Annotated in this window: 24 protein-coding genes and 2 tRNA genes; 7 read left to right on the forward strand and 19 right to left on the reverse strand. The window is 41.9% G+C overall.

Translation table 11 applies throughout. The features are described from left to right. Window positions 1-215: 215 nt before the first annotated feature. Both rnr and R7P67_RS11320 read right to left on the reverse strand, forming a co-directional pair. Window positions 216-2,441 (reverse strand): ribonuclease R, encoded by a 2,226-nt coding sequence (rnr, locus tag R7P67_RS11315; RefSeq protein WP_213869112.1) that lies wholly within the window; start codon window positions 2,439-2,441, stop codon window positions 216-218. Window positions 2,442-2,735: 294 nt separating this feature from the next. Continuing rightward, window positions 2,736-2,948, reverse strand: a complete 213-nt coding sequence (locus tag R7P67_RS11320) for a cold-shock protein (RefSeq protein ID WP_318085966.1) — start codon at window positions 2,946-2,948, stop codon at window positions 2,736-2,738. A 905-nt stretch (window positions 2,949-3,853) separates the two neighbouring features. On the opposite strand from R7P67_RS11320, the gene R7P67_RS11325 reads away from it, so the two are divergent. After that, on the forward strand, window positions 3,854-4,057 hold the full coding sequence (locus R7P67_RS11325) for a hypothetical protein (protein WP_054729450.1): 204 nt from the start codon (window positions 3,854-3,856) through the stop codon (window positions 4,055-4,057). A 219-nt stretch (window positions 4,058-4,276) separates the two neighbouring features. On the opposite strand, the gene R7P67_RS11330 is transcribed toward R7P67_RS11325, so the two are convergent. The 9 genes from R7P67_RS11330 to R7P67_RS11370 all read right to left on the reverse strand — a co-directional run bounded on the left by R7P67_RS11330 (window position 4,277) and on the right by R7P67_RS11370 (window position 8,280). After that, entirely contained in the window at window positions 4,277-4,684 is a 408-nt protein-coding gene (locus R7P67_RS11330) for an antiterminator Q family protein (protein ID WP_213869111.1), read from the reverse strand. A gap of 36 nt (window positions 4,685-4,720) precedes the next feature. Further along, window positions 4,721-5,122 carry a recombination protein NinG gene (locus R7P67_RS11335; protein WP_052499855.1) on the reverse strand — a complete coding sequence of 134 codons (402 nt, stop codon included), beginning with the start codon at window positions 5,120-5,122 and terminating at the stop codon, window positions 4,721-4,723. Next, window positions 5,112-5,294, reverse strand: a complete 183-nt coding sequence (locus R7P67_RS11340) for a hypothetical protein (protein ID WP_054729445.1) — start codon at window positions 5,292-5,294, stop codon at window positions 5,112-5,114. Before R7P67_RS11340 ends, R7P67_RS11335 begins: the two co-directional genes overlap by 11 nt. Further along, a complete protein-coding gene (locus R7P67_RS11345; protein ID WP_149191848.1) occupies window positions 5,291-5,941 on the reverse strand; it encodes a DUF1367 family protein in 651 nt (216 codons plus the stop codon). The genes R7P67_RS11340 and R7P67_RS11345 overlap by 4 nt, the downstream gene beginning before the upstream one ends. Then, window positions 5,934-6,314: a hypothetical protein gene (locus tag R7P67_RS11350; protein ID WP_149191849.1), complete on the reverse strand. Its 381-nt coding sequence runs from the start codon at window positions 6,312-6,314 to the stop codon at window positions 5,934-5,936. Before R7P67_RS11350 ends, R7P67_RS11345 begins: the two co-directional genes overlap by 8 nt. Further along, window positions 6,311-7,264: a helix-turn-helix domain-containing protein gene (locus R7P67_RS11355; RefSeq protein WP_085569541.1), complete on the reverse strand. Its 954-nt coding sequence runs from the start codon at window positions 7,262-7,264 to the stop codon at window positions 6,311-6,313. Before R7P67_RS11355 ends, R7P67_RS11350 begins: the two co-directional genes overlap by 4 nt. Window positions 7,265-7,329: 65 nt before the next feature. Then, complete coding sequence (locus tag R7P67_RS11360; protein ID WP_005495414.1) at window positions 7,330-7,548, reverse strand: hypothetical protein; 219 nt, start codon at window positions 7,546-7,548, stop codon at window positions 7,330-7,332. Beyond that, the gene (locus R7P67_RS11365; protein WP_149191850.1) at window positions 7,545-8,009 is read right to left on the reverse strand and encodes a YmfL family putative regulatory protein; all 465 of its coding nucleotides are present in this window, start codon (window positions 8,007-8,009) and stop codon (window positions 7,545-7,547) included. The genes R7P67_RS11360 and R7P67_RS11365 overlap by 4 nt, the downstream gene beginning before the upstream one ends. Before the next feature lie 19 nt (window positions 8,010-8,028). Further along, complete coding sequence (locus tag R7P67_RS11370) at window positions 8,029-8,280, reverse strand: hypothetical protein (RefSeq protein ID WP_021453632.1); 252 nt, start codon at window positions 8,278-8,280, stop codon at window positions 8,029-8,031. A 51-nt stretch (window positions 8,281-8,331) separates the two neighbouring features. Here R7P67_RS11370 and R7P67_RS11375 point away from each other — a divergent pair, with 51 nt between their 5' ends. The 6 genes from R7P67_RS11375 (at window position 8,332) to R7P67_RS11400 (ending at window position 15,672) form a co-directional block, all read left to right on the forward strand. Then, window positions 8,332-9,048 (forward strand): S24 family peptidase, encoded by a 717-nt coding sequence (locus R7P67_RS11375; protein ID WP_049874960.1) that lies wholly within the window; start codon window positions 8,332-8,334, stop codon window positions 9,046-9,048. A 790-nt stretch (window positions 9,049-9,838) separates the two neighbouring features. Then, window positions 9,839-10,018 carry a hypothetical protein gene (locus R7P67_RS11380; protein WP_258495019.1) on the forward strand — a complete coding sequence of 60 codons (180 nt, stop codon included), beginning with the start codon at window positions 9,839-9,841 and terminating at the stop codon, window positions 10,016-10,018. A gap of 12 nt (window positions 10,019-10,030) precedes the next feature. Next, on the forward strand, window positions 10,031-13,195 hold the full coding sequence (locus R7P67_RS11385) for a hypothetical protein (RefSeq protein ID WP_213869110.1): 3,165 nt from the start codon (window positions 10,031-10,033) through the stop codon (window positions 13,193-13,195). Next, window positions 13,188-13,715 carry a siphovirus Gp157 family protein gene (locus R7P67_RS11390; RefSeq protein ID WP_054866068.1) on the forward strand — a complete coding sequence of 176 codons (528 nt, stop codon included), beginning with the start codon at window positions 13,188-13,190 and terminating at the stop codon, window positions 13,713-13,715. The genes R7P67_RS11385 and R7P67_RS11390 overlap by 8 nt, the downstream gene beginning before the upstream one ends. Window positions 13,716-14,039: 324 nt before the next feature. After that, on the forward strand, window positions 14,040-14,228 hold the full coding sequence (locus R7P67_RS11395) for a hypothetical protein (RefSeq protein ID WP_054729558.1): 189 nt from the start codon (window positions 14,040-14,042) through the stop codon (window positions 14,226-14,228). A 238-nt stretch (window positions 14,229-14,466) separates the two neighbouring features. Beyond that, a complete protein-coding gene (locus tag R7P67_RS11400) occupies window positions 14,467-15,672 on the forward strand; it encodes a tyrosine-type recombinase/integrase (protein WP_149191853.1) in 1,206 nt (401 codons plus the stop codon). A gap of 197 nt (window positions 15,673-15,869) precedes the next feature. Here the strand turns inward: R7P67_RS11400 and R7P67_RS11405 are convergent. The 8 genes from R7P67_RS11405 to hppD all read right to left on the reverse strand — a co-directional run bounded on the left by R7P67_RS11405 (window position 15,870) and on the right by hppD (window position 21,482). Further along, window positions 15,870-15,946: transfer RNA gene (locus R7P67_RS11405), tRNA-Val, on the reverse strand. A gap of 33 nt (window positions 15,947-15,979) precedes the next feature. Next, window positions 15,980-16,056 (reverse strand) — tRNA-Val (locus tag R7P67_RS11410). Window positions 16,057-16,235: 179 nt separating this feature from the next. Beyond that, a complete protein-coding gene (locus R7P67_RS11415; RefSeq protein ID WP_005377830.1) occupies window positions 16,236-16,574 on the reverse strand; it encodes a hypothetical protein in 339 nt (112 codons plus the stop codon). A gap of 119 nt (window positions 16,575-16,693) precedes the next feature. Beyond that, entirely contained in the window at window positions 16,694-17,353 is a 660-nt protein-coding gene (locus tag R7P67_RS11420) for a DUF2726 domain-containing protein (protein WP_262652483.1), read from the reverse strand. Between the two features lie 195 nt (window positions 17,354-17,548). Beyond that, on the reverse strand, window positions 17,549-18,217 hold the full coding sequence (maiA, locus tag R7P67_RS11425) for a maleylacetoacetate isomerase (protein WP_005377832.1): 669 nt from the start codon (window positions 18,215-18,217) through the stop codon (window positions 17,549-17,551). Between the two features lie 21 nt (window positions 18,218-18,238). Beyond that, window positions 18,239-19,276 (reverse strand): fumarylacetoacetate hydrolase family protein, encoded by a 1,038-nt coding sequence (locus R7P67_RS11430; RefSeq protein WP_005388946.1) that lies wholly within the window; start codon window positions 19,274-19,276, stop codon window positions 18,239-18,241. Between the two features lie 9 nt (window positions 19,277-19,285). Beyond that, a complete protein-coding gene (locus R7P67_RS11435; RefSeq protein ID WP_262652484.1) occupies window positions 19,286-20,416 on the reverse strand; it encodes a homogentisate 1,2-dioxygenase in 1,131 nt (376 codons plus the stop codon). Beyond that, on the reverse strand, window positions 20,409-21,482 hold the full coding sequence (gene hppD, locus R7P67_RS11440; RefSeq protein WP_005377835.1) for a 4-hydroxyphenylpyruvate dioxygenase: 1,074 nt from the start codon (window positions 21,480-21,482) through the stop codon (window positions 20,409-20,411). Before hppD ends, R7P67_RS11435 begins: the two co-directional genes overlap by 8 nt. Window positions 21,483-21,658 lie beyond the last annotated feature (176 nt).

Genomic DNA, 21,658 nt, shown 5'->3' on the forward strand with positions numbered 1-21,658 from the left:
TCACTTTTCATAAAAGTCTGAAAACATCAAACTTTGCTATTTATAAGAAAGCCATGCATACCAAAGTTAGAGTACATCATGTCTTCACTATGTTGACTTAGATACCAATGTTGTAACGTGCCATGTGCCAGTTTTCCTGTGGCAAACTTGGGCTTAACACATAGAGCCCAAAACCGTTAACAGTAGGTACCAAATCATCAAATTCTCAATTACTTTTAAGCAAAGTTGAATATAATTTTTCTTTGCTTAGAGTCGATTTCTTTAACGGTAATGTTTACTTGAGTGCCAAGTGTAAAAGTTGTCGTTTGGCTTGAGATTTTTTGTTTGATCGCATCAAATTCAAAATCGCCATTTTGAAAACTGGATAAAGGTATGAGACCTTCGATTCTGTTTTCCTCCAGCTCTACAAAAACACCAAAGTGCGTAACTCCAGAAACACTTCCCATGAAGTTTCGTCCAATAAATGGTTTCATGTAGTGACATTTCAGTGCTGATTCAACCTCACGACTAACTTCATCAGCTTGGCGAGATTGATGCGAACAGTGCACACTGAGTTGCTCAATCTCTTTTGTATCGTAAGGGTAACTATTCGAAACCCCTGCTAGCTGGCGTATCGGCTTGAGCTTCATTAACAGGCTACGTAATTTACCAGTAGTTTTCTCTCGAAGCTTGGCACGGATGGCACGATGAATGAGTAAATCAGGGTAACGACGAATTGGAGATGTAAAGTGCGCGTAAGCATCGTATGCTAAGCCAAAGTGGCCCAAGTTTTTAGGCGAATATTCAGCTTGGCTTTGAGAGCGCAGCAGCAAGGTACGTATTATGTCATACTCATCCAAATCTCGAACTTGATCTAAAAGTGCGTTGTAGTCGTGAGACGTTGGCTTGTCATCCCCCGCCAATGTTAGTCCTTTTTCCGCAAGTAACATTCTCAGTGAGGTTAGCTTTTTCATCTGAGGGCCAGAGTGGACACGATATAGGCTCGGTATTTTATTTAGCTCTAGAAATTGCGCAGTAGCAACGTTAGCGCACAGCATAAACTCTTCGATCATTCGGTGAGCGTCATTTCGAACAACAGGGACGATAGAGGCAATCTTCTTTTTGTTGTTTAGCTTAAAAGCGAGTTCTTGTGTATCAAAATCAATCGCTCCACGAACTTTGCGTTGGCCAGATAAATTCAAATATAAACGATGAAGATTCACCAAATACTGCGCAATATTATTTTTAGTGTTGTTGCTTTGGTATGTTGTTTTAGCCGAAGATTGCATGATAATGCGGTTAGCGTCGTCGTACGTTAATCTGGCATGAGAGTGAATGATGCCTTCAGAAAACTCTGAATCTAGCATGTTACCCTCATCATCAAAGGTCATCTCGCATACCATTACTAATCTGTCTTCATTGGGGTTTAGTGAACACAAACCATTAGATAGAGACTCTGGTAGCATTGGCACAACGCATCCAGGGAAATAAACGGATGTAGCACGACTCTGCGCTTCAAGATCTAAATGGTCATTTGGTTTAACGTAGTGAGATACGTCAGCAATTGCGACGAATAGCTTCCACTGACCGTCGTCCATTTGATACCCATAAACAGCATCATCAAAGTCTTTTGCGTCATCACCATCAATAGTGACAAAAGGTAAATCTCGATAGTCTACTCGTGATGTCTTGTCCTTTTCTTCTACCTGAGAGCCGAAGGCAGATGCAGCATCAAGTACGTCTTTATCCCATTTGTCATTGATTCCATGACGACGCAAAGATAATTTCACTTCTATACCAGCTTCTCCCGGACGCCCTAAGACTTCACCCACCTCAACGGTAGTTGGTTGTCTATAGTCTGGGTAAGTATTGATTTTACAGTGGACAAGTTTGCCGACATTTTTAGCAACCAGTTCATTTGGAGTGACGTAAATGGTTTGAGTTAACTTCGAGTTTTCTGGCAATAAGTAGAGTTTAGAGCCTTTTCTTTTTAACAAACCCACTATGTGAGTTGTTTTTCGCTCCACTATCTTGATAAACCGATGGTTTGAACGACCTTGATGCTGCGTATGCCCTTTCAACACCAGTATAATATCACCATCAAACACATGACTAAGTTGATGCTTTGGTAAAAATAGGTCTTTCTCATTAGCGTCGTAGGTGAGAAAACCAAAACCGTCTGCATGGATGCTTATCTTGCCAGTCACTAACGATGATAGGTCAACTCTCTTGTAGCCTTTTCTTTTCGTAAAAATAAGCTGACCATCACGCTCCATAGCTCTTAAGCGTTTTTTTAAAGCATCTTTCTCTGGCTCGTCATTCAGGCCAGATGAATGAGAAATCTGTTCATAGCTTAAGTAGCTTTTTACTTTATCGAATAGGCCTAGAATAGCATCTCGGCTAGGAATAACATTGTCATATTTAGTGTAGTTTAGTGATTGAGCGGATATATTTAATTTCATTTAATTCTCTTTTTATTCGCCAATCGCTTTTAATATAAACCTATTTATACGAGAAAAGCACTAGGCGAACTGATTCATTCTTGAATCAAGTTATTTATTATGTAGGTATTTATTGGCATTTTGCCAAAGATATATACTGAAATGACTTATTAGACGAGTCTATTTTCGTAGCAAAGTGAGGTAAATATTAACGTTTAAACTCAAGTGACTTGGGTATATAAATTTGAATGAAAGTTTGTGATGATAAAAAGAAGAGATAATGGGCACCAACGAATGTTGATGCCATAGAGTCTGTTACATTACAGTAACTTCGCCTGCTTGCAGACCTTTTTTACCTTGCTCAACAACGTAAGATACTTTTTGGCCTTCAGAAAGTGTTTTGAAGCCAGTTGAGACAATTGATTGGAAATGGACAAACAAGTCTTCACCACCACTCTCTGGAGAAATAAAGCCGAAACCTTTATTTTCGTTGAACCATTTTACTGAACCAGTTGATTTATTAGACATAGATACCTCTATATAAGATAATTTTAATATTAAATTCTTAGCTAATAAGCGCTATTATATGATTTAGAGATATATATTTTGTCGCAGGAACGTAAACGAGGGAATCGATAAAGAACTGAGAGAAATTTGATCTTAAAATAATTAAATAGCTCTTTTCTTAAGAGCTGATGTGCAGTATACCGATAAAATTACTAAAGGCTAGCTTTTTATTTTTATTTTCACCTTAAACTTTAACAGTAGCTCTCTCCCATCGAACGTGTTATGCAAAAGAAAACTCTAACTAGGCATTACTTTCTGGTACTAGTTACTAAAGAGCTATCACACGTTGTAATCTACAAAACCACAACAAAAATCAAAGGCAACCAGCTGATTAAGTTGAATTTATATTTCTCATCGAGTTTTATAAAGGCAAGCATTTATAAAAATGTTGCATCTACTCAAATGAGGAAAAAACGGGGAAATACCTATCTATTTACTTCAATGAGTGTATAGTGAAGTTAGCTCCAAAACGTGAGCTATTGATGAAACATACAGTTCGAGTATCTTCTTAGTTTTCTTTCGAGTCATATCGTTATACAACTCCCTTAGCAGCTTATTCTTTATCTTCCATTAAATAGCCCCAGTTTGGTTTTTAACTATAAAAATAGCTTCATAGATTGCAGCCCTATTTAAAAAGGTCCAACTTAAAATTTTGAACTAAACATGAAGTAAAAGTTCTTTTAGTTGTGATTTCTGACCATTTAGATACGTTATCCTTTGGAGCTATTCTTTATCATTGTTAATGAGCAATTATAGTCGTATGTTGAAACAGGCTTACTTCAGCCACTTTAGGCTATCTTTCATGTAAAAAATATAGCCTGTATATTCAATGTACTTTTGATGAATATGTTCAAACAGGAACAAGAATGAGAAAAAAACGAGATAAATCTCCAAGAAAATACAAAAAAAGCGGCTACGAGGTTAAGTTTGAGCAGATGGTTAAAGAATACCATGATGCCAAAGAGACGCTAGAATCAATGAAACAAGGTTCTGAGGAGTATAATAAGCAGAAAAATCTCTGCGAATCTCTATTTGCTAGTGCTGAACGCTTCTTTAAAAAAAATCAGTGATACTATAAAGAATTAGGCCTAATTCTTTAGTGATAGTGGTGTGCAGTGTCAACCGCTTCGCATCGCTATCATTCTCCCCATAGGTTCGTTTCGTTTTCCGGTACCTTGCAGTTGTCAAAAATTTAATGCTACCTTCATCCAGAAATAGCTTGGGTATTGATTAGTAAAATTAAGCCCCTCAAACTGAGAGGCACTCTACTTGACAAGAATACAGCAACGCTATTTATCACACTCTAGCCTAAATCCCATTTGTTCACGCTGAATCAGCATTCCACAAATCATTGATTCCATTAAAAGTAACAGTGAACGAACCTTGCCTTCCGTGCATTGTTTTTTGTCTTCTCTTGTTGCCCTTCTCGCAATCTCACTTTTGTTAAGTCCATAGACATAGTGAAGAACAAAAAATGTCATTGGCCTTGGGTTTTCCTTATCCATCATACAAGCAACCAACTTATCAATGACTAGAGCATCATCATCACATAGCTTATATCTTAAGTCTGGAGCCACAGGCAGGACATTCGATAACCCACACATCTGTGTATACCAATGACAACCAGTATTATTGTGTGACCAGTTTCCCCACCCTCTTAACAGTACTCGTGTACGTTCTAAATCTTGATCTTTCATATTGATACCATTACTTCAATTGCATGTTGGTGTGAACTAAGCTGACTCGTAGAAATACTCAAAGTTAGTACTCATCACGTCAGCTTTGGCCTTGTAGACTTTCTCAATGTCGTATAAGTCATACACTGTCCAGTTCTGCGGAGAGTGATAACTTTCTAACGTTTCTAAGCGAGATAGTCCGATACGTTCGATAAGTCCCCGTCGGTACTCTTTCACATTCCCCGATTTGTTCCCGTTGCATTCGTAGCACTGGCCATGGGCATTGTCTTCATTGAATCTAAGTTCAGGGGCTGCGCCTACAGAACGAAAGTGGCCGCAACACAGAGGCAAGTAGCGTCCACAGCTAGCACACGGTTTGCCGCTATCTCGTAACACGATAAAACGGTTAAATTGTTCTTGAGCTTTTTGAACTCGATACCCGTATTTCTTAATTTTCATTTGTCAGCCACAGCCCCATAAATCCAGTAAAAAGAGCCGTTAGGTAGATGAGAAACAAACTATCGAAATGGAAGCCACGCCCAGAGAAGAGAAAGCAGAATTGCAAGAATGCTGACGATACCACTGCTATCGCACTAACCACCGTAAATAAGGCAAATAACAGACGTATCATGCGAACTCCATAAAACGATATACGGCGTTTTGCATCTCCTGCTCGTCGTTAAATACTTGAAAAAGTGATTGGTTCCATATGACGTTAAAACAACCTTTGTACATTTTTTCGAATTGTTCTTGGTCTGCGTTCTCAAAAGCGATAGACCAAGGCCGCTTTACTGTTCCTCCATTAGGGAGCATTTCTAAATCAAAATAACCAGCTTCGATCATCACTTGGTATCGGTAGTTCTCAATACACTTGTAAGCCTCTGGGTCGCAGTGACTTTCTCGCTGTTTTTTTATTTTCGATAAGACGATGTTGGCAATCTCAATACCATGTGTTTCATACATGTCTTCTCGTCCAGCTAACTGACAGAATTGCTTCGCAGTTTCATGTGCTATGTAATACTCTGGTTCACTGATTAGGCTTACGTCGGGAGACCAATACTCGAATCCTAGGTGTATCAACGCAAAAAATTTACGGTGGTGCTCCAAAACACGGGCTTTCGCTTTAGACTTAGGCTTAATAGCCACAACGCGTCCACGCATCGTAGCAGCCTTTTCGCGCATTTCAGGTGTTGCGTACTGAATATAACCACCAGTACCAATTGCACCGATGATCTCTGTCGTTTCTTTTTTCGCCTTCACAGTTGAACAATTACGCACGTTTCAACTCCTTAAAGTGAATTCTTGGTTTCGCCAACTTTTGAGCCTTTTTGGCTTTCTCTATCATCAAGTCGACACGAAATTGAGTGTTCTCAGAGTCATCATCGTTAGCCGCGATCATCTGCTCATAATCTTTGAGAGTAATGCCATAATCATTCGCTATGTCGTTTAACATCTGATTCGCTAACTCACGCGCTTTGCGCCACTCTCCACAATTGTGAAAGTGCTTGTAGATATCCTCATATTGTTCACTAGCAACTTTTTGATTTGCCATATTCAGGCGTAGCAACTTACCCTCGATAAACGGCAGATCAGATGGAATGCCCCACTTTTTAGAACCGGCATACCAAAACTTCGGTAGGTAGTAGATCATCTCTCCCCCTGCAATCGCTCTCGGATTTGTCGTTGTTGCTGGATGAATTTCTTTAACTTTTCAATATCCGCTTGGAAACTGACAATAGCTTTATCGCCACCAGGAATGTTCCATTGTTGATGCTGCATAATGTTCTGCTGCAAACCTGCTACTTTAGATTCAGCTAGACGTATCTCGTTCTCAATTTGGGCTGTACAGTCAAGCTGAACTGGTGACTCTAGGTTTTTATTGCATCGTCCCTTGTTCTGCTCTTTGGCTAACCAAGAATTGATAAATCTAGGGATTCCACTTTTGGTCTTGCGTCTGGTGGGATTAGATTTCAACCAACCAAGCATGTTTCGAAATTCCTGATAAACATCTACAGACGGATACAGCTTTCTGAACTCGAATATGTCCTCCATGTACACGGAATAAATCTCACCACGACGATTCGTTGGAAGTTCAAATTCAGATTCAGGTTTTCTGGTTTCAAGCAATTCATCATTGCTTGGAACAAGATCTTTTAAAGGATCAATGGTTGGTTCTATGACTGGTTCTGTTACCCAATTTTGGGTACCTTTCAAATCCGTTTTTGGGTACCTTTCAAGTCCAATTTTGGGTACCTTCGGAAGGTGTCCATTTTCGGGTACCTTCTCTTCAGGGCTCGTGGTTCTTGATGATTTTGGGACTTGGTGCTTCACATCGTCTTCTATGCCTAACAATTCCCATACAACAACCTGTTTCGTTGACCCCTTTCTTTTCCCAGAATCTCGAATGATCCCAAGCTCTTGCATTACCTTTAGGTTCGAACGAATTGTTTTGATGTTTAAGCGAGTATCGAGCTCTATACGCTCCGCACTCGGATATGCTCTATGATACTCATCAGCTCGATCGGCAAGAGATAGAAGGATTAACTTCATCGTGGCCTTGATATCTTGTCGCCACGCCCAATCTGTAGCTCGTCTACTCATATTCTTGACTTCCAGCGCTACGCTGCGCTTTTCTTATACGCCTAGAGGTAAAACCAACAACCCTCTCACCAATCGTTAAGCGTTTGACTTTTATGGCGGTCAAACTCGCGTTGCTTTTCCAGCAATATATTCGTAAGCCCCTGATAACAATCAACGGTCTTTCCCGCCACGACTAACTCTTTAACCGTAAACTCTCCATCTCTGATGACGACTTGAACTGGAGCAGTGATTGTTACGATTTCAGAAACGGGAATTAATGATTTATCAATTACGCCTTTTTTCATTTGTCTATCCCATAAACTCGAATCGCAGCTAACTTGCTCGCGACAACTCGTGCAGCTGCTTCAATAGCAGCTGACTTAATAGCTTTCGCTTCTTTGTTGTCGATCATTTGGTCATTTGCGAGTGCTCGGCAAATCTCGACATTCGCTTCACCAAGTGCTGCCATCTCTTTGATCTGGATTTCGCTAAGCTCTTCCGCGTCAAGTTCGAATTCCGCCATAGGAACAAACAAGCCACCGCGTTGGCCTGCGCGATATTGAGCCAGACAGTAGGTGTCGGCGTGGATTTCCATTGCTTCTAGATCTTCATCATCGAAAAAACGACAACCGTTTCGCTCATAGAGCTTGTTGTTGAAGGTGGTTTCAGACATACCAATTGCGCCAGCTAAAGCACCTCGACCTCCCTTGGTCTTCTTGATGATTTCTTTGACCACTTCTTTTTTCGAGTCAAATTTCACTAACATAATTAGATTTTCCTTGTAGTTATGCGGCTCTATTGATTGCTGTACTATTGAGCTGCTCTTTAGTAAGAGAGATAAGCAACTCGGTGGAAAATTTTGACTCTGATAGAGCCTCAATCTTTTCCGCGTAATCAGATTCACCAGTAATTACCGTCCTAGGCAAACAGTTCTTAGCTTTCCACTTAGATACTGCTTTTGGCGTTACAGAGCATGCTTTCGCAATATTGCTACCACCAAGTTCGTCAATGATTTTTTCAATTGATAATTGTTTCATTAATTACCCTCTAAATATGTACTTTTGGTACATCATAACTATGAACTGATAGTGCCGTCAAATCAATATAAAATTGTACCTATGGTTCATGATGAAAAATTGCGTGAAGATTTCTCGGTTAGGCTTGCGCAGGCCTGCTCTGACGCTGGGATTGAAGAACATGGTCGAGGGGTAATTCTCGCCAAACGACTTGGTGTTACTCCAAAAGCAGTAAGTAAGTGGCTGAATTCAGAATCAATGCCAAGACAAGGAAAGATGAAAGAGCTGGCCAAGGTGCTAAATGTTAGTGCATCTTGGCTTCAATATGGTGAACCAGATAATGGTGTAGAAAACGTCACCCATCTAGATATACAACCATCGCACAAGGGTGATTTTCCTGTGTTAGGAAAAGTATCAGCCGGTAAATTTAAAGAAGCAGTTCAACACTTTGACCTCGAATACCTCTCAACAACAGTAAAATGTCATCCAGACTCATACTGGTTAATTGTTGATGGCCACTCAATGACAGCACCACAAGGTTCAGGAGTATCCTTCCTAGAAGGCATGCTGATATTGGTTGACCCAGAACGCGAATATTGCAACGGTAACTTTGTAGTGGCTTACTGTGAAAACAAACATATGGCTACATTCAAGAAAATAAGCATCGAGCCTGAAGGCACATTCTTAGTGCCTTTAAACCCAGACCCTACTTACAAGCGCATCAATATTGCAGAAGAATTTTGTGAGATTGCTGGTGTAGTTGTTGATGCTAGGTGGAAGCTGTTTTAGTCACAGAAACCAACTATGCTTGAAGAGTTCAGTGAGAGTTAGACATCGATAAAAGACACACCATGCAGACGCATTAAGTTAACTTGATACTCAACCAAAGAAGATACCGCCTTTATGGCGGTTTTTTTGTACCTAAAATTCATTATTTTTCAATATTTAACAAATACCCTCACATTGAAATGTACTTTTGGTACTTTACAACAAGTGAACTTGTGGTACATTTTATTCATCTACACGAAAAAGTGCTCTTTAACAAATTAAGCCATGAACGACTAACCATGTTTGCGATAGCTGCATGTTAGGTCACTCCGAGCATCCAGTGACGGAGGACAGAAATTCACTGAAATAAAGCTTGTGTACCTCTACGGATACCGGGTGCAGCTTCTTATCGATGATGGAACCGCATTTGCTGGAAAGGCTTAACTGTGTGAACGACACGATAAGTATACAAGTCCCGCTCGTCTCAGCGGATCGGTAGAGACAAATTTGGCTTTCTTATGAGAGCCATTTTGAAATGCTCTTAACGGTCGGTCGATTTTGATAGTGACAACCGACTGAGCCTTGATAAATCGCGTTAGGAGCATTTCAAAATTGCGGTATCGGACCGGTCTTTAAGATCTGTGTATTAATTTTTATCCGGTACCGCAATTTACCCTAGTACACACACGTCCCAACAAGCATAAGACTTTCTTTAGAGGTATTAAAGAGCGCACCCATTGCAACCTCTCTCCCACCTAGCCAGCTCTGGCTTATGCGTGCTCTGTTTAATGTCTCTACTGAGGAATTGACTGTGGACAGACCTTCCCGAGAATCCGTTGAGCAGTTCTGGCTCTCGGTAAAAAAACTACCGCACGATCGAAAAATTATGACCGATTACTGCCGGAAGCATGGTTTCCGTAGTCCTGACTCGGTTGAAGAAAATTTTGAAACTGCATCTTCCCTCAAAATTCAAGGCAGCTTAGCTGTATAAGGACACCTTAAAATGGCTGATAAGTATTTCAAATTAACCTGTAACAAAAAGGTATCGCACAAAGCGGTAAAAGAATCTGGCGATTTAGAACCTGTAATTCACTACATTAAAGCCGCAACCCAAGAACTAGCCAAATCGGAAGCTGTTTGCAAGGTTGAAGCAACTCACCCACTATGCACCGAAAATGAAAATTCCGAATACAGTGATTTCTTCAAAGGCGTTAAGGCCGAAAAAATATCAGAAGAAGATTACAACTCAGCAATTATAGAATTAGAAGCCAAGGGGTTTGACGAAGACGAGTTCATTCACTCAGATGAACAACAAATAAATGTTCCGGATACTCCGTACCCTACCCTAGGCCAAGATGGATACTACGACACAAAAGATCCTCAAGTTGAAGATTCCTCTTTCATTTACAGTAGCGAAACCGACAGTATGAAAGCTGCTAAGGTCTTCATTCTGAGAGTTGGCCATAGCCAATATGCTTACGGGTTCCGATTTAAGTTTGGTGACTTCGATAAGCACGAAAAAATGAACTTAGACCGAACCGAAGAAAAACGTGACGACGCGATTGATAAAGCGGTGGAACGCCTTGAAAAATTCCTAGATTACCAAGATGAGTTTGGCCCAGAAGACCAAAAAACCTTTGTCTCCGCAACGATGAAACATGATTTTTATCATGCATTTCAAGAACCCAGTGAACTGTTTATAACAGCACTATCACAGCACCCAGACGCAAAGAACGCATTAGAAGCCCACAGCGATTATTTAGAAGTTGTTGAAGGTCATTTTGCGGATATCTGGCCTTTAGATAAATCCCCAAATCAAGCAATTGAGCATGTGGACTCAATGGTAACGATTGGTGTTCTATACGATTTAGAAGCTTTCACCGAGAGCTTGAAACCTTACCTTCCTGCCGTACTAACCGAGAAAACGAAAGAGTCGATGAAACATATTGAAGATGTTATCGACAAGCCAGCAGCCAATGAATCCATCATTGAACCTAAATGCTGGAAAGCCGCTCTCCCTGTAACCGATGAATTACACGTCGTTATTGCAATCCGAGATTGTGGTGACGAGGGGTGGCAATATGCTGTCGAAGGCAATCAGAAAGCAGAACGCGCATTCGGTGACGCTAACGACTTTGGCTGTGAGTTTGCTACCACCCGAAAAGAAGCGATCAAGATGGCTGGTCAGGCAATTATTGACGCTCTGTACAAGTACGATAGCTCATTAAGTCTAGCTAAGATTTTTATGAAATCTCCATACATTCAGGAGTTCGAAGAAAATTGCATTGAGGTGATGGATGGCGAAGACTTACCGCCTAACGAATGTTCACCAATAGAAAATGCAGTACGTGGACGCCTAGCTCTTCGCCCTACAGCAAGAATGACAGAGGGCGAAGTAAAACTCGCTATGGATGCACTACAACCTCACATCACAGCTCAAACCGACATCGAAAAACTAGTGGAGACAATTAACGGATTGGAAAGATGTGGGGTTTTATTTAATGAAAGTGAGGCTGAGTATCTAGTGGCCAGATGTACGGTTACTAAAAATAACATTCAACACAAACCAACACATAATTTAGAAAATGAGTATGAATGCTTTATTGCCGAAATATTTTCTCGCATTAGTGATGGTAGTCCATATCTAACAACAGAGCAGTATGAAGAGGCAGGAGAGAAGCTTGCTACTGTAGTAGATGAACTCATTAATTGGCACAACGGAGAACGGGAACATAACGGAAAATACTTAACGTTCGTTAAAGACAAAACACTAGAAAACATACGCAACATTGATTTTGATGATGCAAACGAGGTATCAAAATCATTTCTAAACATCCGAACTCTTCGCGCTGTCTTTCGAGAAAATATCGAGCTTATTGAAAGTATGGAGCCAGCATCCAACACTCTGATATCAGAAGTAGAGTATCCATCTCTCTTGCTCGCCATAGCTGAACGCTTGGCACATGAAAGTCACGCAGTAACACCTGAACGTGCCTATACCCACTTATTAAAAATCATTACCAAAGACACCGACATTAACGCTTTAGCTGATTACATCAAACAGCTTAAAAATCCAGTGATCATTTGGCATTCAACTGAGTCGGTTAACCTAGTAATGAAGTTTACTAGCCAACCCAAAGCCGTTGGTAATAATGAGCTTTCAAGTGGCAATAATGAACAAAAAGAAGCCCAAAAGTTACTAGAACAAGGCAAAAAAGAACCAACCGATGGTAATGGAAAGCCTAAGGTTACCAAAAACGCACCTTTACCCGAATCTGCTAATGATGAGCATCTTGCCGATTCTGATAGCAACATTAGTGGCACTGACGTTCCTCAAAATATTGTAGAGCAAGAGCCAGCTAACGATCCTGAAATTCCAGATGTCGATTTAGACGAAAGTAATTCAAATATGGGTATTTGGAATCAATCATTTAAAACCGATTTGAATTTCACCAAGCAAGACCCATCGACAGGTCGATTATCCATCAATGCTCAATACCGCCAAATGAAAGCAACCGAAATATTTGGTCCTCGTGGTAAAGGCTGGGGTGTCGATGTTAAGCGGGAGTGGACTGAGGACGGTTTGCCAATTTTCGCTAACGGTACGTATACCGGAGTGAATGAGTCTGTCCACAACATGGAAGTCGAGCTTTGGTACATCCACCCCAACAGTGGCGATCGATGCACATTAACAGCTTTTGGTGAGACTGAGCGTTTCTATTGGTCACACAATTACAGTCGCATGATCAAAAACGGAGAGTGCCGTAAAAAATCACTTACCGACGCGACAGGTAAAGCGCTTTCAATGTTAGGCATTTGTGGTGACGTATACATGGGTGAATACGACGATGAAAACATCATCAACCGTTCGCAAATGACGAAGACAACCGACAATGCGCTTAAACAGCTTGAGTTTGATGCGAAAGCAACACAACAGGCGCTAGATAAGGCTAAGTCATACACTGACAAGTTCTCTACTGCTCCTTCTCTGGCAGAAATCAAGCGACTTCAAAAGCTAGCTGAAACAGCTCTGGATGCAATCCCTACCCACGACAAGGCAAGCAAAGCCAAGAAAGACAAAGCGCTATCTCGAATCGCGGAGCAAGCAGAATCGGCAATAAAAGACTTCAACGCTGACATTAAAGATAAGGATCAGGCAAATGGCTGATAAGACAGAAAGCATGAACAATATTAACCAGCAGATCTTTGACCTGTTGGAGCTGGCCAAACAAGAAGAATGGGACGAGCAGACCATTGCGGATAACTTGGCAGGTATCGAGTGTTCTATTGATGACAAGCTCATGGCCTACCGCCGATACATGGATAAGTTAGAAACAGCAGCGAAGCTGGCAGATGCGGAGAAAAAAGTATATGCCGAGCAAGCAAAACCATACGGTGACCGCGCCAAGTCTTTAAAAGACGAACGCAGTCGAATGACCTACCCGCTTCTGAATTTATTCCAAATGTTAAATATCGAAAAAATGAAAGGTGCATACGGTACTTTTTACATCAAAAACAATCCAGCCAAACTTCGATATGAGGAAGCCCACCTTCCTGAGAAATATCTAATACGCGAAGTTCGTTTTGTCCCTGATGAGGACGCAATAAGAAAAGCGCTAGATGATGGTGAAGAGCTAGATTTTGCTTGGTATGAATCTCAGCCTCAGCAAGTCGTACTGAGAAAGTAAAAATGAGCATATTCACCCTACAAATTGAGCCTCACTTAGCTGAGGCATTTTTTCACTACTTAAAACAACGGGGCTATTTAATCTACCCACCAGTGAGCCCTTCTTCACCACAAGTAGCGAGGCGTGGTTCGAGCCGACACACGATATCTACTAAGCCTACGGGTACACTCGTTGTCTCTATAGGGCTGCATCTTGAAGCAATGAAATTTCTCACTACTATAAAATAAGAAACCTATTGCATTTCATGAGCTAAATATAAACAACCAGTCTCATCGAGACGCTATTACCGTCGCTCGTCAATCTGCAAAAAACAGAGGTAATGCTATGAGTAACTCATACAAAGAAGAACTACATGTACGTTTGATAAATGTCGTGAACACTAAATGCAACATTTTAGGGTGTGATAACTGTGACCTAAAATGGGATGGTGGTTGTAGCGCTACAGACTTGGAAGCAAAAATCATCGAAATTGAAATCAAAGAAATGAACTCTGACACAAGTTCAAATGATTAGGTAATCGGAGACTTCTAAAATGCGTGAAATGACCATTCCCCAATACAAACGCAATTATTATCCTGCTCTTTGCAGCCAAACTATTCGAAATTGGATCAGACAAGGAATCCTTCAGGCTCGTAAAACACCTACCGGCCGCTGGCTCATTTGCATACCTGACGCAGCGAATGACTCAGAGTTAACTACTACACCCAAAGCAGCACAGCTTCTAAAGTTGATGAACGGAGGCAGTTAACCTATGAATGCTCGCAAGCGAACGACTGGTCGTGAGCGCCTTCCCCAACACTTGTATGTAGAAAAACGAAAAGGCCAAACAAGGTATCGCTTTACTCTTATCGATGGTACCAAAATGCTAATGCCGGCTGAGTTTTCTTTAGATGATATTATTGCAGCAGCTAACGCATACAATGACGAGCATAGACCAGCACAACACTTCCAAATTTCTCCTAGATCTAGAAAAGACAAATTCAACCGCCCGATGAATGAGTGGCTTGAGCATGTAATGGTTAGAATTAAAAACGAAGAAGAACTGTCAGCAGAAATCCTTAGACAAGTATCGAGTGATATAGCTCGACTTAATGAGTTTTTAGGAGACAAGTTTTCCAAGTCAATTAACTTAGAAACCATGAACGACTTTCTAAATACATATTATGGTGATAAATCCAAAGAGGTTTATAACAAGAAACTTTCTCGATTAAAGAAGATCTTTAGCTATCTAGCAGATGAATCCGCAATTGGTGAAAACTTCATGTTGAACAAAAAACCGAAACGGCTAAATGGTTCGGATAATAAGAAAGAACGCTTGGATTTAGATATAGAGGCATTCAAAGCAATTGAAAAAGAGGCCCCTCTATTTTTAAAAGTAGCGATGGGGTTATCGATTCAATCGACTCACGCAGTAGCTGAACTACATAGAATAAAATACCGTATACCAAAACCAAAACCGGATACATGTGGAATTGTCTGGTTTGATACTCCAAAACCAGAGAACGGAGAAATTGTATTTGGTACCTTGTACATACACCGAGCAAAGGTTAAGAATGCTAAAACGTCTTATGTTGCTATTCCGGTGACAAGCGCTATCAAAGAAGTTGTAGAGCTATCTAAAACAGATAAGCTACATTGCCCTTACGTAGTGCATCGTAGACCTGCAAGAAACAATAATATCGCTAAGCAATGTGACCACCGTTACCAAGTGACCAGTCGCATGATCAGCGAAACATTTTCCAAAGTACGCGACGAACTCGGTTTGTACTCTAACGTAGAAAAAGCTAAGCGCCCTACTTTCCATGAAATCCGAAGGCTATCGGCAAAACTCATCGATGAAATGGGTGTAAACCCTCGCCAACGCATGGCACATGCCAGTGATAGAACCACTCAGATTTACACTGATAGTCACGACGTAGAATGGCATGAAGTACCAGCCATAAGCGTCGCAATATAGCCCATTTCAAGCGCTGTACAAACTACTGTATTTTACCACCTTTTTACCACCCTTTTACCACCCCCTCGAACTTTACTCAGTACTAACGCAGAGTAATAACAAGGGGATAAAAAAGGAAAAAAGAAGGAATTTCACTTGAATATCAATAAGTTATAGACACAAAAAAGCCCACCAAGATGTGGGCTTTTTCTAAAATTTGGTGGGTCCGGGCGAACTCGAATCGCCGACCCCTACCATGTCAAGGTAGTACTCTAACCAACTGAGCTACGGACCCAAATTTTTATGTTCCTAACCATTCAATTCAGAATGGTGCGTCCGAGTGGACTCGAACCACCGACCCCCGCCATGTCAAGGCGATACTCTAACCAGCTGAGCTACGGACGCATTTCTCTGGAACGACGAGGATATTAGCTATAAGCGAACGACGGTGCAAGCACAAATTTACCAACTTTGAACCGTTTGGCGAAAATGTAAACTCAACACGCGTTTTCAGATGATTTTATCGACAAGGACTGAGCCTGCAGGGTTTAAAAGTGTGATCTATATAACTTTTATTATCTCACTTAATTGTCGTAAGGCACTTCACTGAGCATCCAAATCTGTAAGGTTTGCGATACCTTAGGGCAAGTGCCGAACAAAATCTGATATTTAGGTTTAAATGGTTCGCCGATATAGGTTGTACGAATCAACTCTCCTGTTTTGACGTCCACTTGAGTGCTCACCCTGCCTTTGAAGTTTTGAAATATGACAAACTGCTCACTGTGGTAAACCATTTGCTCTCGGTAAAACAAGAAATGATCTTGGGGTGTCTCTGTCAATTCACACTCCAGTGGTTTCAAATTAGGTATCGCACTAACATTAGATGCGATGAACAATGCTGACAAAATCCATCCGTATCGCATATGGCTGCCCTATTCTGCACTCTTTTTCAAAGTATAGGTCTTGCCTTGAGGACAGATACAAAAAAGGCTTTGATCATCTCTAATCAAAGCCCCTTATTTCTGCAGGTTAATTGTCGTGTTTAGTCGTCCGCCTCAAACACAACGTTATAATTTTCGGTGTATGTACAATTCGGCTGACGGCTACAAGTAAAGAAACGTCTCCCTTTGAACTCACCTTGGCTTGCGGTTTTAATGATCATCGGACTGCCGCATTTTTTGCAAAAGCGCACTTCTTTATCGGGCGCAATCAAATCAATGTGTGCCGCAAGCAAACGACGTAATCGCCCAACTTGATAACTGTGCTTTATCGAGGCGCCAATTAAAGGCAGGTTGGCCGTCTTACAAACATGAATCAATAACTTTTGTCTTTCTATCTTACCCTTGTTTAGCTCCTGCCCATTATCCAATTCAACGATAACGCGCGGCTCTAGTGTCCTTGGGTCACAAATAACGTAATCAAAATAGCTTCGAGATATACGATTGTTCGCGACAAAAAACTGCTTCTTATTTTTGATTTCTTTTGGCGTAACCAAACTGGACATGTTTACTTTCGCGAATACTACGGCATGCTCCCCGACCGCCGCTCTTAACGCATTATAGAACGCACCCTCTTGACCTCTGAGCAGAGGGCCTTTCGAGCGATAAGGATAATCACGCGTGTCATCGTGCTTAATCACGTACTTTTGAATAACAAAGAAGAATAAAACCAGAAGAACAACAATGATAAAAATGTTGGTCATAAATAAAGTGCATCCAAAACAACTCGTTGCTCAAAGCGTAAATGGAAATGTTATGCAGAGCAACAAAACCTCGCAATTTTGAGGCGCCACGACGATAGCGAGAAACAGAAAATTTTGCTCACCAATAAAAACGAGCCAATCACACACTTGGATTGGCTCGTTTAAATTTTGTTAATACATTATGTATGCTAAGAATCAACTATTAGCGTCTGGCTGATTCTCTGGCATCGCATCAATAAAAGCTGGCAGTTGATTGCATGACTGCACAACAGCGTTAATGGTTGGATAAAGAGAGGTATCTACACCAAAGCGTTGTGCGTTATAAAATTGTGGTACCAGACAAATATCGACAATAGATGGCGAGCTTGTCAGGCTAAACTTGCAATCACCATTTAGTTTACGATGCTTCTGAAGTTTCTCTTCTAATGCTGTAAAACCTTTGTGGATCCAGTGATGAATCCAAGCGACTTTGCGCTCTGGCTCGCAAGCTAACTCCCCCTCTAAATACTGTAGAACTCTTAAGTTATTCAGGGGATGAATCTCCATTGCAATATCCTGAGCCAAAGCTAGCGCTTGGTATCGAAGCGGCGTTTGCTCGGGGATCACAGTGACATCCGGGTAGTGTTCTTCTAAGTATTGAATGATCGCCAGTGACTGGGTTAACTGAACCTCCCCATCCACCAGCAAAGGAACCAGTTCAGAAGCGTTTAACTCATGGTACTCGTCACTGTGTTGTTCGCCACCATTGCGCACCAAGTGTACCGATTTTGAATCATACGATAACTCTTTAAGATTCAAGCAAATACGCACACGATACGCCGCCGATGATCGCCAGTATCCGTACAAAATCATGCTATCGCTCATATCGTCTCCCAACCAGCACTGTTAGTGCTTGAGATATTGGCTAACTTGTTGGTCAATCGAACCGAATATGTTGTTGCCATCCGCATCGAACATTTCCAATCTAATTGAATCTCCAAACGACATGAAGTTAGTCGACGGCTTACCATCACGAATGGTTTCAATCATGCGAACTTCCGCGATACATGAATAACCAACACCACCCTCCTCAATCGAAGTGCCATGTTCGGTGCCTTGCTTATTAGATACCGTGCCAGAACCTATAATTGCCCCAGCAGATAGCGGGCGCGTTTTAGTCGCATGAACAATTAAGTCTGCAAAATCAAACGTCATATCGATACCCGCATTTGGGCGACCAAACGGCTTGTGGTTGTATGTCGAGACCAGTGGTAAATGCACTTTGTTTTCGTACCACGCTTCGCCGAGTTCGTCAGGTGTTACTGCCACAGGAGAAAACGCAGAAGAAGGTTTAGATTGGAAAAAACCAAACCCTTTAGCTAATTCTGCGGGAATTAGCCCACGCAGTGAGACATCATTCACCAGCATGATCAAACGAATCGACTCCTGAGCCTCTGCAACACTCGCGCCCATTGGTACGTCACCAGTTACCACAGCCACTTCACCTTCGAAATCAATACCCCATTCATCACTCGCAAACTCGATGTTGTCACAAGGACCAATAAAGGCATCAGAGCCTCCTTGGTACATCAACGGATCCGTCCAAAAACTCTCTGGCATTTCAGCGCCGCGAGCTTTTCGAACCAACTCAACGTGGTTTACGTAAGCACTGCCATCAGCCCACTGATAAGCGCGAGGAAGCGGCGACTCGCAGTAGTGCGCTTCAAACTCTTCATACCCTGCAACCGTGCCATTGTTCAGTGCAACGTATAGCTCTTCCAGTTGCGGTGCTAGCGTATCCCAGTTATCAAGTGCCACCTGCATCGTCGGTGCTAAGTTCATGGGGTGGAAAATTTCTGTCGCTGGTACGCAGCGCGTTAAGTCTTTGCTCACGACCATCAACAGACCGTCACGAGTGCCATTTTTCTTGGTTGCTAATTTCATCCTTGCCTCTTACTTCTCTTGCCAGCTATAGACGTATTCTTTGTTTTCTACTTTTTCCAGCTCATCCGAAAACTGAAGTGCGTGACGCGTATCAATCATGACCGCGACTTCGTCGGCAAAAGTCTTCTTATGCTCTCGCCCTGCCTTGAAAGCTTTCGGGTGAGGGCCATGTGTAAAACCTGCTGGATGGAATGTCACCATACCCGCTTCAATGTTGTCACGACTAAAGAAGTCACCTGCATGGTAGAACAAGACTTCGTCATAATCGTCATTGTTGTGGTAGAACGGTACTTTGAGCGCTCCAGGATCACTTTCAATTGGACGAGGAACGAAGGTGCACACCACAAATCCTGCTCCTACAAATGTAGTATGTGCAGAAGGCGGTAAATGGTAACGATGTGACATAAGTGGACGAATATCACGCCAGTTCACTTTTACTACCGCCAAATCACCATGCCACCCAATCGCATCCAGCGGGTTGAATGGGTAAGTGATAACACTGACTTTATCGTGGCGTTTCACCTGAACCTGTGTTTGATTCTCAGAATATTGAGCACGGAACTGATCGTTGATCGACGGCGTTTCTAAAACCGCCGGATCAAACACCGCGTGGTTTCCAACCATGCCTTTTTCGGGCAATGTATAAGCCGCATCGGTGTTTTCAATCATCAGAATGAACATCGGCTCGCTTGGTTCTAAATGCCAGCTCGTTGAGCGCGGGATCATGACATAATCCCCTTCGCTCACTTTCAAATGACCATAATCACAGTAGAGATCTGCCGTACCTTGGTGGATGAATAGCAGTTCGTCGCCATCTGCATTTCTCACCAAGAAGTCCATTTTTTCATCCATACGCCAAACACGAACTTTACAATTCGCGTTGTGTAATAGATGCGGGACTGCCCAAGGGGTAATATGGCTGGCTTTTTCGACTAGATTAAAATCAAACGCTCGTGGACGTAGCTCGCCCTCCCACTCAGACCACCCCGTTGGGGCATGTTGATGATGAAAATGTGTTGCGGGGCCGAAGAAGCCACTTCGACCTGCCTCACGTTCATAAATTGCCTCTTCCGGGAAGTCAGCATGTGCTTGTTTAGAGCACACTCCCTCCCGATGAGGGAATGTGATCCATTTATGCATCGCTCAATACTCCTCGGCGAATTTGGTCTTCTTCTATCGATTCAAACAACGCTTTGAAGTTACCCTCGCCAAAGCCTTCATTGCCTTTACGTTGGATGATTTCGAAGAACACAGGGCCGATAACGGTTTGAGTAAAGATTTGTAGCAAGATGCCATCTTTCGTTGGCGCACCATCAATAAGAATCTGCAAATCACGAAGCTTGCTTACATCTTCGCCGTGGCCTTCAACACGCTGATCGACTTTCTCGTAATAAGTATCTGGCGTTGGCATAAAGTCCATGCCTCGCTCACGCAAGGTTTTGACCGTTTCGTAGATGTCGTCAGTGGTCAATGCGATGTGTTGAATACCTTCGCCATTGTATTCACGGATAAACTCTTCAATCTGTGATTTATCATCTGACGACTCATTGATAGGAATTCGGATTTTGCCGCAAGGTGCGGTCATCGCACGGCTGACAAGACCAGTCAGCTTACCTTCGATATCGAAATAACGAATTTCGCGGAAGTTACCAATGCGCTCATAGAAACCAGACCAGACATCCATGTTGCCTTGCTTAACGTTGTGCGTTAAGTGGTCGATTTCGTAAAGACCAACATTCGCTTTTGATAAACGTTCATCAGCATCATCATAAAAACGAAAATCGACATCATAAATACTCTGCTTTCCATAACGGTCGACAAAATAAAGCAAGCTTTCACCGATGCCATAAATAGCAGGAATGCTAAGCTCCATCGGCCCAATTTCCGTTTTATATTCTTTACCGCCATTCTCTAACGCATGCGCCAGAGCAACGGTGGCGTCTTTCACACGAAATGCCATGCCACAAACCGACGGACCGTGAACTTTGGCGAATCCCTCAGCTTGGCTATGCGGCTGCGCATTCACAATAAAGCTAATGTCACCTTGTCGATATAACCACGCTTCTTTTGAGCGATGCTTTGCAATCTCCGCAAAACCTAACGATATAAACAGATCTTTAAGCTGTTGAATGCCTTTGTTGTCAGCAGCGGTATATTCAACAAACTCAAATCCGTCTGTTCCTAGTGGGTTATATGCATCAACCATGACTTTCTCCTTGTCTCAGTAGCTTTTGTTTGGACTTATTTTTCTAACTTGGCGCAGGTCTTGAGAAATTGGAATACGTGGGGAGAAATCTTTATCTTGGCGATTTTTACGCATAATTGTAAAATATATGTTACACACAGGAGGCGCGTCGAACCCACTTTCGTAAACATCAAACA

Source organism: Vibrio sp. Vb0937, from assembly GCF_033338855.1.

Excerpts from the sequence above, each read along its gene's own strand:
- rnr (WP_213869112.1), bottom strand. The coding sequence starts at position 2,441 with ATGAAATTAAATATATCCGCTCAATCACTAAACTACACTAAATATGAC.
- R7P67_RS11320 (WP_318085966.1), bottom strand. The coding sequence starts at position 2,948 with ATGTCTAATAAATCAACTGGTTCAGTAAAATGGTTCAACGAAAATAAA.
- R7P67_RS11325 (WP_054729450.1), top strand. The coding sequence starts at position 3,854 with ATGAGAAAAAAACGAGATAAATCTCCAAGAAAATACAAAAAAAGCGGC.
- R7P67_RS11330 (WP_213869111.1), bottom strand. The coding sequence starts at position 4,684 with ATGAAAGATCAAGATTTAGAACGTACACGAGTACTGTTAAGAGGGTGG.
- R7P67_RS11335 (WP_052499855.1), bottom strand. The coding sequence starts at position 5,122 with ATGAAAATTAAGAAATACGGGTATCGAGTTCAAAAAGCTCAAGAACAA.
- R7P67_RS11340 (WP_054729445.1), bottom strand. The coding sequence starts at position 5,294 with ATGATACGTCTGTTATTTGCCTTATTTACGGTGGTTAGTGCGATAGCA.
- R7P67_RS11350 (WP_149191849.1), bottom strand. The coding sequence starts at position 6,314 with ATGATCTACTACCTACCGAAGTTTTGGTATGCCGGTTCTAAAAAGTGG.
- R7P67_RS11355 (WP_085569541.1), bottom strand. The coding sequence starts at position 7,264 with ATGAGTAGACGAGCTACAGATTGGGCGTGGCGACAAGATATCAAGGCC.
- R7P67_RS11360 (WP_005495414.1), bottom strand. The coding sequence starts at position 7,548 with ATGAAAAAAGGCGTAATTGATAAATCATTAATTCCCGTTTCTGAAATC.
- R7P67_RS11365 (WP_149191850.1), bottom strand. The coding sequence starts at position 8,009 with ATGTTAGTGAAATTTGACTCGAAAAAAGAAGTGGTCAAAGAAATCATC.
- R7P67_RS11370 (WP_021453632.1), bottom strand. The coding sequence starts at position 8,280 with ATGAAACAATTATCAATTGAAAAAATCATTGACGAACTTGGTGGTAGC.
- R7P67_RS11385 (WP_213869110.1), top strand. The coding sequence starts at position 10,031 with ATGGCTGATAAGTATTTCAAATTAACCTGTAACAAAAAGGTATCGCAC.
- R7P67_RS11390 (WP_054866068.1), top strand. The coding sequence starts at position 13,188 with ATGGCTGATAAGACAGAAAGCATGAACAATATTAACCAGCAGATCTTT.
- R7P67_RS11395 (WP_054729558.1), top strand. The coding sequence starts at position 14,040 with ATGAGTAACTCATACAAAGAAGAACTACATGTACGTTTGATAAATGTC.
- R7P67_RS11400 (WP_149191853.1), top strand. The coding sequence starts at position 14,467 with ATGAATGCTCGCAAGCGAACGACTGGTCGTGAGCGCCTTCCCCAACAC.
- R7P67_RS11415 (WP_005377830.1), bottom strand. The coding sequence starts at position 16,574 with ATGCGATACGGATGGATTTTGTCAGCATTGTTCATCGCATCTAATGTT.
- R7P67_RS11420 (WP_262652483.1), bottom strand. The coding sequence starts at position 17,353 with ATGACCAACATTTTTATCATTGTTGTTCTTCTGGTTTTATTCTTCTTT.
- maiA (WP_005377832.1), bottom strand. The coding sequence starts at position 18,217 with ATGAGCGATAGCATGATTTTGTACGGATACTGGCGATCATCGGCGGCG.
- R7P67_RS11430 (WP_005388946.1), bottom strand. The coding sequence starts at position 19,276 with ATGAAATTAGCAACCAAGAAAAATGGCACTCGTGACGGTCTGTTGATG.
- R7P67_RS11435 (WP_262652484.1), bottom strand. The coding sequence starts at position 20,416 with ATGCATAAATGGATCACATTCCCTCATCGGGAGGGAGTGTGCTCTAAA.
- hppD (WP_005377835.1), bottom strand. The coding sequence starts at position 21,482 with ATGGTTGATGCATATAACCCACTAGGAACAGACGGATTTGAGTTTGTT.